The organism is Nostoc sp. 'Peltigera membranacea cyanobiont' 232 (assembly GCF_002245985.1).
Taxonomy (GTDB): Bacteria; Cyanobacteriota; Cyanobacteriia; order Cyanobacteriales; family Nostocaceae; genus Nostoc.
In genome coordinates this window covers 16,741-31,989 of the sequence record NZ_NOLK01000087.1, presented here as the reverse complement: position 1 = coordinate 31,989, position 15,249 = coordinate 16,741, and the positions used below count along the sequence as shown (strand labels likewise).

Here is a 15,249-nt window from a genome sequence, read left to right as displayed (position 1 = left end):
AGGGAACTCCAAAAAATAAATTATTCAATTTGTCTACTCAACTAGACTTCTTTCTTCCTTGTCTCCCTTGTCTTCCTTGTCCCCCTTGTCCCTCTGCGACGGAATATTTTTTTACTTGGAAATCCCTTATAACGCCATCTGACTCCAATTCATACTGTTAGCGGATAGCTAAGGTTTAGCCCATTCTGACTCCTGAGTTCGGAATTCTTCCTTACAGAATTTCCCAAGCTGTTCCTTTATAACCGTATTGAAAAATTTCTGGATGCAAAATTTCTGCCAAGATTTCTAGAGAATCTACCAGTCTCGGCCCTGGACGATTAAAATAAGAATTGCCATCAGTAATGTACACCCTACCGGCTTGCGTAGCGTGGAGTTTTTCCCACTCTGGACGTTGAGTTAACAAATTAGCTTCTTGGCGAGTGCGATTTAAATCAAAGCCACAAGGCATAAAAACAATTACATCTGGATTAGTTGTTAATAGTGTCTCCCACGACAAGATAGGAGAAGGCTGACCTGTAACACAAAATAGAGAATGTCCTCCTGCCAAGTTAACTAATTCAGGAATCCAATTAGCCGCGACCATCAAAGGATCAGTCCACTCAATACAGGCGACAGTAGGCTGTTCGTGTAAAGAAAGTCCTTGGATTCTTTGCTGACAAATTTTTACACGAGCTTCTAAATTTTCTAAGACTTTTACCGAGTCTACCTCGAAGGTATTACCAACTCGCTCAATATCAGCCCAAACATCTTTGAGAATATTGGGTTGTAAAGAAATAATCTGCGGTTTACTGTCAATAAGCGTAGCAACTGCCTTTTCAACTTCGTGTAAACTGACAGCACAAACATCGCACTGGTCTTGAGTGAGAATGTGGGTAGGCTGCAACTGCTCTAAAACATCTGTTTTGATTTCATAAATACTGAGAGCAGATTGCAATAAATTATTTACATCGTCGTGAATTTGGCTGCTGGAGGCATTAGAGTCTAAGCGGGCTTGGGTACAAATGGGGCGATTAAGGATTTCTGGAGGGTAATCGCATTCGTGCGATCGCCCCACAATAGCATTAACCAACCCTAGTGCCGCTAAAATCTCTGTTCCACCGGGAATCAGGGAAACTATTCTTAAATTACTATCCGTCATCGCTCCACCTCCATAAAAGCTGCTGTCAGCTTAATATTCGCAAAATTTGAGTAATTAAGTATCTTTCTCCAGGAGAATCAATGGTGTTTTGGTAGTCATACCAATTATCTGTGAGATTGCTGTGTAACAAGGGAGGGGGGCTTAAGCATATTGTTTGATTTTTTGCTATCTCTATGGCATAATTACTTAGTAAAATAATTTTTAAATGTTAGTTATACTTAGTAATAATCACTCACGTAAAGTATTAAAATTAACTATGGTAATCATATTTGATTTATGAGAATTGAAAGTGACAGATCCCCTACTTTTCAAAGAAGTTGAGGATTTTATCTCTCAGGAACGATCTAGGATTGCTATAGCAAAATCTAGTTTGAAACACGTTATTCAGAATAAGAAGATTTGATGAAACAAAATATTTTCTCCGGTTATGAAAAACCATATTAAGGAATTGTATTTATACAAAGATAGTTCTACTTTTTCCGTAGAACTATAAGGTAAAATTATTTCTTCTTGAGGTCAAGTAATGCAGGTGGTGTCAACTAGAGATATTACAGAGCAAAAGTACGCCCAAGAGGCTTTACAAATTAGAGAAAATAGTCGGCGAAAACAAAGCCAAACACTGGTGCAACTGGCAAGAAGCAAGACTTTTCAACAAGGAAATCTCAATGCAGTATTAAGAGAGATTACAGAAACTGCGGCTCAGACGCTCTTAGTAAAGCGAGTCGGGGTGTGGTTATATAATGAAGAACGCTCAAAAATTGAATGTATTGACTTATACGACATAAGCACTAAAGAGCATAGCTTTGGTAACTCGCTTTCACAAGAAAATTATCCAGCTTATTTCCAGGCTTTAGAAGAGGAACGCACCATTGCCGCAGATGATGCCAGAAACGATACAAGAACCCAAGAATTATCCGAGTCTTATCTTTCTGTTTTGGGCATCACATCCGTGCTAGATGCAGCAATTTGGCTAGAGGGTCGTTTAGTAGGCGTAGTCTGCCACGAACACATAGGCGAAAGTCGCCAATGGACTTCAGAAGAAGAGACTTTTGCTGGCTCAATAGCAGATTTCGTGACCTTGGCTATAGAAGCAAGCGAGCGAAATATTGTACAGGAAGCACTGCGACAGAGTGAGGCGCAATTCCGAGCGATTTTTGAGCGTTCTTCTATCGGTATTGGACTTATAGATATGAAAGCCCAGATAGTCGATACCAATCCGGTACTGTGTGAGATTTTAGGATACAGCCGAGAAGAACTATATGGCAAGCGCTTTACAGATTACATTTCTATACAAAAGGGGGATTTAAAACTTTACAAACAACTAATGTCAGGAATTCGTACAAACTCAGCGAAAACTTCCAAGTTAGGCTTCCAATCCTCCAAACATCAGGAACAGTTTGTAGAAAGACATCACATTGAGATGGAAAGACGCTGCCTGCATCAAAATGGTAGCTTAGTTTGGACTCATATCTCTGTTTCTGTTATACCAGACAGCAATGGTGAACCTGAGTTTTTTCTAGCGATGATTGAGGATATTACTGAACGCAAGGAAACAGAGTTGAAACTGCGTGCCTCTCAAGAAGCAGCAGAAACTGCAAGTCGGGCAAAAAGTGAATTTTTAGCAACCATGAGCCATGAGTTGCGGACACCTCTGAATGCGATTATGGGCTTGTCACAACTACTGCAACAAGAAATAGTTGGCTCTCTCAATGAAAAACAGAACGAATATGTAAGTTGTATATATAGTAGTGGTGAGCATTTGCTGGCAATGATTAACGATATCCTTGATTTATCTAAGGTAGAAGCAGGTAAAGAGGAATTGTTACTGTCACCTTTGCCAGTGTCAGATTTATGTAATTATGCCATCTGGACGGTGCGCGATCGCGCCGCAGAAAAGGGGTTACAACTTACCTGTAAAATTGATCTCCCAGAAAATATTTGTATTGCTGATGAGCGGCGCAGCAAGCAAATGCTACTAAATTTGCTCACCAATGCGATTAAATTCACTCCAGTCGGCAATATATCCCTAGTAGTGAAAAAAGTACCATCAGGAATAACCTTTACAGTTTCAGATACTGGAATTGGTATAGAACCAAGTCAGTTTCAATTTATATTTGAACCATTTAAACAGCTTGACAGTAGCTTAAATCGGCAGTACGAAGGCACTGGTTTGGGTTTAGCTTTAACACGCAAATTAGCGCGTTTGCATGGTGGCGATGTTACCTTTACATCTATTTTGGGAAAGGGTAGTCAGTTCACTCTATTTCTACCAAATCCAGTGCTTTCAGAAGCTGGGGACGATGAAGAAGATGAAGAATTTCAAATCAACCAAACACCACTTTAGATATTAGGCGATCGCATTCATATTTTTAGTCCTTCAATAGTTACAAACAAGGCGTTGATAGTCTTTATGACTTCAGCGCAACTAATGAAGTTATTCAAGTATCAGCTACTGGTTTTGGTGGGGGATTATCAGCAGGTTTACTCTCTAGTAGTCAGTTTACCCTTGGAACATCTGCAACCACTAGTACTCAACGATTTATCTATGATGATACTACAGGTGCATTGTACTTCGATCGAGATGGCAGTAAGGGTGCTTTCACTCAGGTAAAATTTGCACAACTGTTAGGTGGAGTGTCACTAACCGAAAACAATTTTCATGTAATTGCTTAATCGTAATTCGTAATTACTAATAACACTTGATATCTTGTTATCGCTACCGCTACGCTTATGTAATTCGTAATTCCATAGGGGTTGAAATCCCCGTCACAAAACATAATTACGTTAGCGTAGCGGTAACAAGTCTGCGTACATTTTCTTTATGAGATGCTCCGCGAAGGCGGAAGCAAGGGGGAGCATCCCAATTTTGCCAAAATAAAATTTGTAGTTGGAGCATCTTGCTCCCTAATGTCCAGGAAGCGGGCTAGAAGCCCGCACTACCAAAAAATAAATTTACACATTTGGGATGCTCCCAAAGCAAGGTACGTATAGCATCTCATAGAGAGCGTTATTACGAATTACGAACTACAAATTGTTTAATCTGCACCTTCAATTGGTGCAAAACCTTGGCGCTGAATATTTTCTGTTACCGCGCGTGGTTCCAAGAATTGCAGGAGGTAATCAGGCCCGCCTGCTTTAGAACCTACTCCAGAAAGTTTGAATCCACCAAAGGGTTGCCGTCCAACGATCGCTCCGGTAATATTGCGGTTGATGTACAAATTCCCGACTTCAAACTCTGTCTGCGCCTGCTGAATATGCGAAGGCGTTCGAGAATAAAGTCCGCCAGTTAAGGCGTAGTTTGTCCCGTTGGCGACTGCTAAGGCTTCCTGGAAATCTTTTACCCGAATTACCGCCAGCACAGGGCCAAAAATTTCTTCCTGCGAAATTACGGCATTTGGCGAGACTTCACTAAAAATCACAGGGCCGATAAAATATCCTTGTTCGGGTGCTGGTAATTCTAAAGCTAATTGTGCTTCTGCCTTACCCTTCTCAATATACTCGCGGATGCGATCGCGGGCATTAGCATCAATTACTGGCCCAACTTGGGTACTAGGTAACTCTGCTTCCCCAATGTTCAAGGATTTTGTTGCTTCTACCAACCGTTGTACAAAGGCTTCATAAATTGGTTCCAGCACAATCACCCTGGAAGCAGCAGAACATTTTTGTCCGCTATAACCAAAAGCCGACTGCACTACACCCACAACTGCTTGGTCTAAATCAGCACTTCCATCGACAATAATGGCGTTTTTACCACCCATTTCCGCAATCACCCGTTTCATGTGCTTCTGTCCGGGTTTCAATATTGCCGCCTCTGCGTAAATTCTACAACCAACTTCCTGAGAACCAGTAAAAGCAATTACATGAGTATCTGGATGATTTACCAAATAAGCGCCAACTTGCGAACCCTTACCCGGTACGTATTGAAATACACCTTTGGGAAAACCAGCATCTACCAAGATTTCTGTCAGTTTCGCTGCAATTACAGAAGACGTTTCAGCCGGCTTGAGGAGAGTGCAATTGCCTGAAACCAAAGCTGCAACAGTCATTCCACATGCGATCGCTAGGGGGAAATTCCAGGGAGAAATTACTACAACAATTCCCCGTGGATGGTAGATATAACGATTAGTTTCACCAGCAAGGTCATAATTGACACCTTTGTCTAGCCGTTCTATCTCATCAGCGTAGTAGCGACAAAAGTCTATCGCTTCCGAAACCTCACCATCAGCTTCCTTAACTGGTTTCCCAACTTCCAAAACTATCCAAGCTGAAAGTTCGGCGCGGCGTTCTTCCATCAAATCACCCGCTTTCCGCAAAATATCAGCGCGTTGTTTCGCGGGTGTTTTCCTCCACCCAGGAAACGCTGCTTTGGCTGCTTGCATCGCTTGTTCAGCCTGTTCAACACTAATCAACCCAACTTTACCAACTACCTCACTGAAATTAGAAGGATTGAGAGAATCAACAAATTCTGGCGGATTAACATATTCTCCATTAATCAACGGCAAATAAGTTTTACCAAGTTGTTGACGAACGCTTTGGAAAGCTTTCGCCGCTTGCTTTCTCACCTCTTCCACCGCATAATCTGTATCAGCAGCACCAAGGAAATGAGAGTTAGGAGTTAAAGATTTCTTTTCTTCTTTGACAATTGGCGGCGCTAATAACTCTTCAATTGGTCGATTTTCGAGATTTTGCCGTAAAAATGAACTATTAGCGGTATTTTCTAACAATCGGCGAATTAGATACGCCATTCCAGGTAATAACTCACCGTAGGGACAGTAAACTCTGACTCGATAACCCTTGTCAACCAAAGCTTTTGCAACTTTATCACCCATACCGTAGAGGACTTGTAATTCAAAGCGACGGCGGGGGACATTTAAACTTTCAGCTATAGCAATGGCGCGAGAGTGCGATCGCACATTATGGCTACCAATGGCAGAATACACATATTGATGATTTTCTAGCAATAACTGAGTGATGGTTTCAAAGTTAGCATCAGTTGCGGCTTTCTCGTTGTAAACTGGCTGTGGCCAATGCTTTTGGGCTGCTTTGATAGTTTCTTGATCCCAATATGCACCTTTCACCAAGCGGATTGTCAGAGGATAACCGCGTTCTTTCAACCAAGAAATTACGTCTTTGGTATCTTGCTCGCTATCACGCAGATATGCTTGAATTGTCATGCCGATATCTGTGCGTTGCCGAAATTCTTCTTCTAGTAAGAGTTTTTTCAGGATGCTGAGAGTTATGTCCTTATAAGCATACTGTTCCATATCAAAATGCACAGCTGCGCCCAACTCTTTAGCACGACGTAAAAGAGTCCGAATGCGATCGCTAACTCTCTCCTCACTACCTTTAGCATCTAAAGGGTCAAATTGGGAATAAAACGCCGTTAACTTCACAGAAACCTGAACTTTTGGGATTACTTCGCCATCAGCCTCATCAATAGCTGGGATAGCTGCCCAATTTTTCGATGCTTCCACCAATTGTTGCATTAATTCTAGATAGCGTTCTAGATAAGACTGCGCTTCGGCTTCGGTAATCACCGCCTCACCAAGTAAATCAATGGTGAAAGCCATTTTTTCTTTTCTCAGTCGTTCAACTGTTTTGATGACTTGTTTAATATTTTCCCCAGAAATATATTTGTGGGCAAGAGTTTCAACAGCTGTACCAACAGTTGTAGCAGCAACTTGTCCGGGCATCGAGTCGGGATTAGCAAAGTTTAGCATTCCCTTCAAAGCTGTCGGTAATTCTACAGACTCATCACCTAAATATTCTTGTAAATGTGAGGCAATTTCTGATTTACTGTGCAAAGCAGGTAGCGTATCTATAAAGCGAAATAGTTGCACCCGTAACCCAGGATTACTCATTGCCCAAGCTAGTAATTTATCATCCCAGCGCATTTGATCGCGCAGGGAAGAAAAAAACGAACGATTTTCCTGCGTTGCTGCGAGAAGTTGTTTAGCAATTTCTTGGGTTTTAGCTTCGTAGGTGCTTGTTTGTACTTGTAATACCACTGATAATAAACTCCGTTAATTTAGGCAAGGCTTTTTGTATAAAGCCTATGTCTTCTATTTTGACTCTTTCATTTAGCTGTCACCATGATGCTGAATTCGTAATTCGTAATTCGTAATTCGTAATTCTTATATCGTAAGGATTTCATGGATTTGGAATTATTCACTTTCGCTGTGCTAGAGACTTGCAATTAAAAAATATTCCATCGTAGAGGTATTGTGCTTCTACGATGGATGTGGGTTAAATATATGAAAACTGCTGTAAACTCTATTATGACAACGCGCTTAATAACGCCTGCTTAAACTCAGCTGCACTCTTAAAGTGGATTTCTGGCTTATCAACTAAGACCAAATCAATCACCTGTGCTAGTGGTTGCCTAATTATCGCATCTCGTTCCCGAATTGGTATAGGTTCATTTTGTAAAACTGCCAGAAAGGGATCGCCTGTGAAGTTGCGGGGGAAACTACCTGTTAGCATATTGTAGAGACAAGCCGCAACTGCCCAAATATCTACCTCCGGCTGGGCATATTTAAAGTTAAGCACCTGCTGTCGAGGCATAAAAACGGGAGTACCAGCTTGAGTACCAGTCAAAGTTTGACCGCTTAAACCTGCCAAGTCAAATGCCTTAGATAAACCGTAATCACCGATTTTAGCAACCAGTTTTCCATCAATATTAGTCAGGAAGATATTACTCGGTTTGAGGTCGCGGTGGACTATACCTTTACCTTTGCCAAACTTCCCATCAGCCAGTTTGACATAAGGAATTTCAACATTGTGGGCATATTGCAAACCATCTAAAATTTGGAGAATAATCGGTACAGCAATATCAATAGACAATCGCCCACCCAGTTGCTGCATGAAATCCCATACAGTACCGCCCTCACAACCATGCCCCAGAGTCCATCTTCTTGGATAACTTCATAGACTTGGACAATATGGGTATGAGTACATCTGGCTAACCGCAGCGCTTCATTGACAAATTTTACCTGTCGCTGCTGAAAGTCCTCTTTACTTTGTTGAATATGGTTAAGGGTTTTGATAACGACTACTTTACCTGTAGGCTGTTCTATGGCGCTATAGGTGACACCATAGCCACCGCCACCAAGGACTTTTTGTATAATGAATCTTCCGTTGTCTAGATTTTGATTGAGCGTCCAAAGTTTCATTGATTTATATATTGTAAATATATCCGCGCGATCGCACGCATAATCGCTTTTCGCTTGTGGGAAGGGAAAATTCTCCCTCTTTGTACCAACAGAGTCAGAAGGTGAGGTTGTACCTCAAGTCTTCTACTGCTGTTTTAACAGGATGTACTTGTTTTTTCCAATACTAAGAATGGGTATACTCACTCTATGCCTACAGAAAACTTTATGGATATTTTATTTTCTAACTGGCAACACACACTCAAACCCTTTTGTGTTGACCAGATAGCGGCTGAAAAAGCCTTTAATTCCTTGGTTGAAGCTTACTCTACCCCCGATCGCTACTACCATACACTCAAACACATCGATCGCGTCCTCAGCACAGTTCAGATTTTGCAAGGCTACACCAATAACCTAGCTGCTGTTCAACTAGCTACCTGGTTTCACGATGTAGTGTATGACACTAAAGCTCAACATAATGAAGAACGAAGCGCAGACTATGCTTTTGAATTGCTAAGTAATTTAGGTATTCCAGAAAGTATTATAACTACTGTCACCCGTCTCATTCTAAACACTAAAGATCACCAAGCTGCGGTGAATGACTATGATAGCCAAGTTCTACTTGATGCAGATTTAGCGATTTTGGCTGCTAACTCAGTGGATTATTTAGAATACGCCCATGCTATTCGCCAGGAATATGGCTGGCTTCTAGAGAAGGACTATATCACAGGTCGTCAGCAGGTTTTAGAACGATTTTTACAGCGATCGCGCATTTATCATACGCCTTTAATGTTAGAGTTCGCCGAACCCTGTGCCCGTGGCAATATCCAGGCAGAAATTAAGTCGTTGGGTTAAAGATATGGTACTAAATACAATCGTGTGGTGACAATATTTCCATGTTATGGGATTCCTATTTCAGATTATCAATAGTACCTAAACTTTCACCCATTTCAATACTTCCGGGTCTTTGTTATAGCGGTATGTCACGCCATCCTTAGTAGTGATGGACTTACCAAGGCTTGCCTTGCTTCTAATAGTGGTAATAGAATAGTCTGTTAATGAGTTAATCTGTTGATGAGAAAACCCTTGAATTGTGGTTGTTTCTGGTTTTGTTGAGAGTTCACATTTAGGGGAAGTATCTATTGTGATTTGAGGCTTTTCAGGTGAAGTAATGACAATTGTTTTTTGTAGTTGATAATCCTTTACAGAAAGGAGTTGCCAACTAGAATCTTCTGAAAGTTCCAAAACCCATTGATGATAATTAAATAAACTCTCCCGATGTCCAACACTGATAAAAGTTGTTTTAGTTTGTTGTAATTGGTTATATAGATTATCTTCGTTATTCAAATCTAAAGCACTCGTTGCTTCATCTAATATAGTGAAACTAGGATGTGTAATTAATAGTCTTGCAAAAGCTAAACGTTGTTGTTCTCCCAAGGATAATATATTTTCCCAAGGAACTTCTGTGTCAAAACCATTCACGCGGGTAAGCAAGTTTTGCAAATTAACTTGTTGCAAAATGTCTTCCAGTTCGCGATCGCTCATTTTCCTGACTGTATGCGGATAGAGTAACTGTTCGCGCAAAGTCCCTAAAATTATATAAGGACGTTGGGGCAGAAATAAGACATCTTCTCGGGGAGGACGCACCAGACGACCAGTTCCCGCGTTCCATAAACCAGCGATCGCTCTCAATAGAGAACTTTTACCTCGACCACTCGGCCCAACAATCAATAAACCTTCTCCTGGCTGAACAGACAGTGATAAATCTTCGACGATTGTCTGCTCATAGTTTGGCGTTTGTAAGGTGACATGCTCGAAAGCCAGATGATTTTCTTCTATTGTTTTAATAGTACTGACATTCTCTGGTTGTTTTGTCACTTCTTCTAAGCCATCTGACAACTTAGATAAACGCTCAACATAACTAGAAAATCTTCCAGATGCTCCAAATTCACTTATTAATTGTCCCAGAGCATTAGAAAACATAAAGCAAGCTAAACTAATCTGGCTAATTTCTCCAAAATCAATCTTATCTTGAATAAATAAGGGTGTAAGGATAAACATCGAAAACACAGTAATAGCAGACTGGTATCCTCTATTAAAAACATCCTGACCTATCTCCCAATTCAGCCTCCGCTCTGTATTTTTTTCGATCTTACTAAATCTGCGTTGAATTATATTTGCTTCTTGGTTTTCTCCATCAAAAAAAGCTATCGATTCAGCATGATTCCGAACATGAGTCAGTGCATAATTATAGTCAGCTTTAACTTGAAATTCCTCTTGATTAATTTTATTTGCTTGTTGATTCAAATAAATAGCAATTAAATTACCTATTATTGTATAAATAACTAGCAGAATTGCAATCTGTTGGGAAATAGTCCAAATAATTATTAAAAAGCTGATAAGTTGTAAGGTTTTTTCTAAGAAAGTGACTGAAAAATTGAGAGCATTACTGGTAATGGGTTCGATTTCTTGGGAGAGACGTTGATCTGGGTTATCAATATCGGATTTAAAATTTATTTTATAATAGGCACGATTCCTAAAATACTTTTCTAAAATGTGATTATTTAGCCATTTATACCAATCAAGAGCAATCTTTTTTCTGACAAATTTAGAAGATGCTATCAAAAGTGTTTCCACAACGAGAACAAGCATAGAAATCCATAATGTACCCAGATATTTAGAAATATCTTTTTCTTCAATGACGATATTGAGTACATAGCGATTTAAGAAGCTGCTTGAGGCCGTTACGCCCACAAGGGCAATTATTAATAAAATTAAGAGAATGAGCATTCCCCAGGCGCGAATCACATCTGAAAATACTCTGCCTTCTGGCTCTGTTGGATACCAGTAACACCCAGCGATCGCTCTCACATCCTCCCAAAATAGAGTAAAAGCTGTAAGAGGATTAGTTGAGGGTCGATCGCGAAAAACTTGAGCTTGCATATCTGAAAAATATAGTGGTTATTATCTGAGTTAAATAATCGCTTAACTTAATGCCATTGAAATCGAACTATCGTGACGACGATTTCAAATTGTTTTGGGATCTGAACCTCTTTATAATCAGTCAGCATTTCTTGGCAAAGTTGATTTTTTAGTTTGAGTTTTAGATCCTCTGTAATCGGTAAATCTTTAATTTCATTAATCAGAAAATTTACAGATTCGGTTTTGCTCCGTTCTACATAGATGGCCTTAAGAATAACTTCAATTCCATATCCCGCGACAATATCCCCCACAACGGTTATTAGACCAAACAAAGCCATAGCTCCTACGATGCCAAACGGCCCTCCTAACATTGTCAGAGTGGCTGTTACGGCGGCGGAACTACCCCCTGATGCGGCTGTTAGAACCACAAGAATTACGCCAGGAAGGCCCAGACCAGCCAGTTTTTTAACAATTTCGTCCATTATAATTACCTAAAATCCTGACACTTTTGATTAAAACATTATTTCTGAGTTCAAATAACTGAAGCAGAGAAAAAAAGGCGCATTCAACAATACGGTTCGGATAAGATCCCCTTTTTAAGGGGGTAAAGATTCAGAGAAGCCACCCAATTTATCGGGGGGTTGGGGGGATATCCGAGAGACAAACATGTTAACCGAACCTTATTGGTGCATCCAATTCCAAAAAAATTTAAAGCGATTCACAAGAAAATCCCACTACCAAATATTAAAAGAGGTAGGGGATGTAGACGCGCCTTCTGCGGCTATTGTGCGAGTAATCCAACGGAGTACTTGCAGGGTGAGAGATAAGAAAATAGGAAATAATTTTAACAATGCCCTAATTTTTATTAGTCAGCAGAATTTCAGCGATCGCACTAGAAATTGGGTAATGTGGTGAATATATCTCCATCCAGAAAAACTCCCCAACTGGGTTAACCTCAAGGAATACGTGCTGGCCATCGGGTGTGACGATGATATCGATCGCGCCATAGTTTAAGCCAAAATGAGCCATGATATTGAGCAGCTTTTTCTCAATATCTTCGGGCAATTTGTAGGGTTGCCAATTCTCAGCTAAAGCTTTCCCCTCTTTGCGCCAATCAAAAGTAGATCCGTCCAAACTCTGCGAGTCTACGGCGGCTGTAAATACGCGGTGTCCAACAATAGTTGTCCGTAACTCCAGCGCTTTTGGTACGTTTTCCTGAAATGTCATCGGACAAAAACGCAGTCCTTCCAGATTCTCCAGATCCTTATCTGTAACTGGACTGGTGAACACAACGTTTTCTCGCCCCTGCTCGTCATAGATGGCAAAGGAAGAAAGCATCTTGGTGACTATACCTTGTTTACACTCTTGAGCAAATTGTTTTACTGCTTCTGGATTATTTGAAGTCAGAGTGCGTGGGGTAATAAGTCCAACTTTCTGTGCAATTTGTAGTTGTAGTTGTTTATTATTGGCTACATCAACATTTGACATTTTATCAAAGTGAAATCCTTGAAGACCGGCAATCATCCCCCTGACAGTGCGGCGAGTTTCTTCAATTGAAGCGTCTCTAAATTGCTTGTCCATCGTTTTGGGAATTTTTGCCCCGTAGCGCATCCGCCGATACCAAACTGAGGACACCTCACTCAAATCAAGCTTTTGTTCGCCATCAGTAATAATTACCCGCTCAGAATCACCTTGGTAAATATCCAACTTCACTTCGGTGGGATATCTATCTGTGTCAAAACGAAACGCTTTTTCTCCTCTAGCTTCAATTTCTTTGATTACTAGAGGAATGCTTTCGTTGTCTTCGCTAAAAGTTATTATTAATACTGTCATAGAAAATTTTTCACTAAAGTGCTTGCTACTGTGAGAAGTTGGTAGTAGCTTAAGATAAGGACTAAAGTCCTCACTACAAGCCTTCTCGTGCTTTCTAGGAAATAAGAGTATCTGCGATCGCACTGGAAATCGGCAAGTCTAAATCTTTCTCCAGCATTCCCCACTCTCCTATCGGGTTAACTTCCAAAAAGACATATTCTCCTGATGGGGTGACAATAAAATCTAACGCTCCAAACAATAGCCCAAATTTACCCATAAAGGCTTGCAGACGACGCACTACCTCATCAGGAAGCTGGTGATGTTGCCATGCGCCAACCTCAACCCCAGGTTTACGCCAATCAACTTTGTCTGCTGCATAAACAGATGCTTCTAGCGCTCCCACAAATACATGGCCATTTACATACACCACCCGCAATTCCGACTGTTTAGGAATTTGTTCTTGAAACACCATTGGGCAATACCGCAGTGACTCCGCATCCTGCAAATCTTCCTCTTTAACCGTGCTGGTGTAAAGAAAGAACGAGGAGTTAGCTTCCATACTGCGGGAAAGAGCAGTTAATAACTTGCTCACCATCTTTCCGTTGACTTGCTGGAAAAACTCTCGTGCTGACTCAGCTTTGTTGGTAACAAGAGTCTGAGGGATGGTAAAACCTACCTCAGAAGCAACTCGCAGTTGGCGCAGCTTATTATGTGCAGTATTTATTCGCTCTAAATCGTCTACCCAACGAGCATCTTTGAGGCTGTCCCAAAAACCGTCTAAGGTTGCTTGTGATTCTCTAATACAGGCTTCTCGGAACTTTGGAGCTAATTCTTCACTCAGTTTTGGCTCCCAAATGCGCCGCATCCATACAGCTTGTACCTGCTCCGTGCCGATCGAGTGGTTGCCATATTCTAAGCTATGATAGCTTTTGGACTTGTCAAAGCGTGCTGTTAACTGCACTTCTAAGGGAAACTTATCAGTATCAAGGCGGAATGGTTTTGCCCCTTTTTTTGACAAGGCTTCTGCCACTCTATCTATTGTAAAGAAATCACCACTGTGGGTGATTAATAAAACAACGTCACGCGACAGGTGCATAAAAAATTTCTTGCTTTAATTTTAGGAGCTAGATGTTAAAAACTACCTAAAAAATTTTTTGTTTAGATCCTCGACTTATTTAAGAAGTAGAGGATCTAAAGTCGCCACAATATAATGGATAAGTAAGTCGGTGAGAAAAATTCAATGTATATGAAGAAATATAAATTAGCTGTAGGGTGTGTTATGCCGTAGGCTAACGCACCTGAGATTGTTGACGGTGCGTTGCGCTCTGCGACAACACACCCTACATTAAAATTCCTTAACATAGCTGGAAATATTTGCACCGACTTACTTACCTTAATTTTGAAGCCATTAATTTTTCAGGAGTGCTATCAGTTATTTGATAACTCCTATTCCTAGAATTTTAGATGGCTCTAACTAAATTTAGCGATCTTCCCAATCGGAAGGATACTTGAAAGTATAGATTGGGGGAGGATTATCATTTGGTTTCTCTGGAGGCTTTTCTTCCACTAAAAAGCGGGCGAAAAATGGTACTGCTTGGATATCTAAATTGCTAGACATGGGATTTTCTCTTTAGTTTGCTAATAACGAGTAGTTTTCAGTTATCAAAGAACTGAAAACTACTCCTTTAATTGCCAATGACGCTAAGGCATCAAGTAAAAATAAGTAGTGCGAGCATCTTGCTCGCGCGGGCATCTTGCTCGCACTACAAATATTAAATTGTTCAACTTATTTTTACACGACTCGTAACTACATTTAGCGATCTTCCAATGGGAAGGATATTTAAAATTACTTGGAAGCAGTATCTGGCTGTTCAGATTGCTCTTCCAAGATGCGAGTGAAGAATCGCACTGCTTGGATATCAGATGCTTTCTACTGTATTTGTAGGCATTGCTATTTTCCAAAGGAAAATTTATTTTAGCAATTTATTTAATATATATCAGTAATTTAATATGGCCACAAGGACAGTTAAGACAGTTAAGACAAAAGTGAATTAATTATCCAAATTTAGACTGAACTTTTCCCAAAAAAAAAGAGCTAACTTCGATCCAGAGCGACTTTTAAAGTTTTGTTAAGGCTTGAACCTCTCTAACCCTCCTTAAAAAGAAGGGAATTAGAGCAAGTTTTGGAAAGGGAATTTACTCCCGTGTTAGCGTAGCGGTAGCAACGTA

General features: G+C 40.5%; 9 protein-coding genes and 1 pseudogene. 2 read left to right on the top strand and 8 right to left on the bottom strand.

What is annotated here, in order from left to right; translation table 11 throughout:
- Positions 1 to 211 precede the first annotated feature (211 nt).
- On the bottom strand, positions 212 to 1,138 hold the full coding sequence (locus CDG79_RS24835; RefSeq protein WP_094344512.1) for a cobalamin-binding protein: 927 nt from the start codon (positions 1,136 to 1,138) through the stop codon (positions 212 to 214).
- Between the two features lie 532 nt (positions 1,139 to 1,670).
- Between CDG79_RS24835 and CDG79_RS24830 the strand changes: the two genes are divergently transcribed.
- The gene (locus CDG79_RS24830) at positions 1,671 to 3,482 is read left to right on the top strand and encodes a sensor histidine kinase (RefSeq protein ID WP_442946254.1); all 1,812 of its coding nucleotides are present in this window, start codon (positions 1,671 to 1,673) and stop codon (positions 3,480 to 3,482) included.
- 691 nt (positions 3,483 to 4,173) lie between these two features.
- Here the strand turns inward: CDG79_RS24830 and pruA are convergent.
- Both pruA and CDG79_RS24820 read right to left on the bottom strand, forming a co-directional pair.
- On the bottom strand, positions 4,174 to 7,146 hold the full coding sequence (pruA, locus tag CDG79_RS24825; protein ID WP_094344510.1) for an L-glutamate gamma-semialdehyde dehydrogenase: 2,973 nt from the start codon (positions 7,144 to 7,146) through the stop codon (positions 4,174 to 4,176).
- Between the two features lie 268 nt (positions 7,147 to 7,414).
- Positions 7,415 to 8,310 (bottom strand): annotated as a pseudogene (locus CDG79_RS24820) (serine/threonine-protein kinase).
- A 186-nt stretch (positions 8,311 to 8,496) separates the two neighbouring features.
- On the opposite strand from CDG79_RS24820, the gene CDG79_RS24810 reads away from it, so the two are divergent.
- Positions 8,497 to 9,141, top strand: coding sequence for an HD domain-containing protein (locus CDG79_RS24810; protein ID WP_094344507.1), 645 nt, complete (start codon positions 8,497 to 8,499; stop codon positions 9,139 to 9,141).
- Positions 9,142 to 9,219: 78 nt separating this feature from the next.
- Here CDG79_RS24810 and CDG79_RS24805 read toward each other — a convergent pair whose 3' ends face one another.
- From CDG79_RS24805 to CDG79_RS41335, 5 genes are all read right to left on the bottom strand, one after another.
- A complete protein-coding gene (locus tag CDG79_RS24805; protein WP_094344506.1) occupies positions 9,220 to 11,229 on the bottom strand; it encodes an ABC transporter ATP-binding protein/permease in 2,010 nt (669 codons plus the stop codon).
- 47 nt (positions 11,230 to 11,276) lie between these two features.
- Positions 11,277 to 11,690 carry a hypothetical protein gene (locus tag CDG79_RS24800; protein ID WP_094344505.1) on the bottom strand — a complete coding sequence of 138 codons (414 nt, stop codon included), beginning with the start codon at positions 11,688 to 11,690 and terminating at the stop codon, positions 11,277 to 11,279.
- A 373-nt stretch (positions 11,691 to 12,063) separates the two neighbouring features.
- Positions 12,064 to 13,041 carry an MvdD family ATP-grasp ribosomal peptide maturase gene (locus tag CDG79_RS24795; RefSeq protein ID WP_094344504.1) on the bottom strand — a complete coding sequence of 326 codons (978 nt, stop codon included), beginning with the start codon at positions 13,039 to 13,041 and terminating at the stop codon, positions 12,064 to 12,066.
- Between the two features lie 94 nt (positions 13,042 to 13,135).
- On the bottom strand, positions 13,136 to 14,116 hold the full coding sequence (locus CDG79_RS24790; RefSeq protein ID WP_094344503.1) for an MvdC family ATP-grasp ribosomal peptide maturase: 981 nt from the start codon (positions 14,114 to 14,116) through the stop codon (positions 13,136 to 13,138).
- Positions 14,117 to 14,500: 384 nt separating this feature from the next.
- Positions 14,501 to 14,638: a microviridin/marinostatin family tricyclic proteinase inhibitor gene (locus CDG79_RS41335; protein ID WP_143855573.1), complete on the bottom strand. Its 138-nt coding sequence runs from the start codon at positions 14,636 to 14,638 to the stop codon at positions 14,501 to 14,503.
- Positions 14,639 to 15,249 lie beyond the last annotated feature (611 nt).

Bases quoted from the DNA above. Each gene is read 5' to 3' on its own strand.
- CDG79_RS24835 (WP_094344512.1), bottom strand. From the start codon at position 1,138: ATGACGGATAGTAATTTAAGAATAGTTTCCCTGATTCCCGGTGGAACA.
- CDG79_RS24810 (WP_094344507.1), top strand. From the start codon at position 8,497: ATGCCTACAGAAAACTTTATGGATATTTTATTTTCTAACTGGCAACAC.
- CDG79_RS24805 (WP_094344506.1), bottom strand. From the start codon at position 11,229: ATGCAAGCTCAAGTTTTTCGCGATCGACCCTCAACTAATCCTCTTACA.
- CDG79_RS24800 (WP_094344505.1), bottom strand. From the start codon at position 11,690: ATGGACGAAATTGTTAAAAAACTGGCTGGTCTGGGCCTTCCTGGCGTA.
- CDG79_RS24795 (WP_094344504.1), bottom strand. From the start codon at position 13,041: ATGACAGTATTAATAATAACTTTTAGCGAAGACAACGAAAGCATTCCT.
- CDG79_RS24790 (WP_094344503.1), bottom strand. From the start codon at position 14,116: ATGCACCTGTCGCGTGACGTTGTTTTATTAATCACCCACAGTGGTGAT.
- CDG79_RS41335 (WP_143855573.1), bottom strand. From the start codon at position 14,638: ATGTCTAGCAATTTAGATATCCAAGCAGTACCATTTTTCGCCCGCTTT.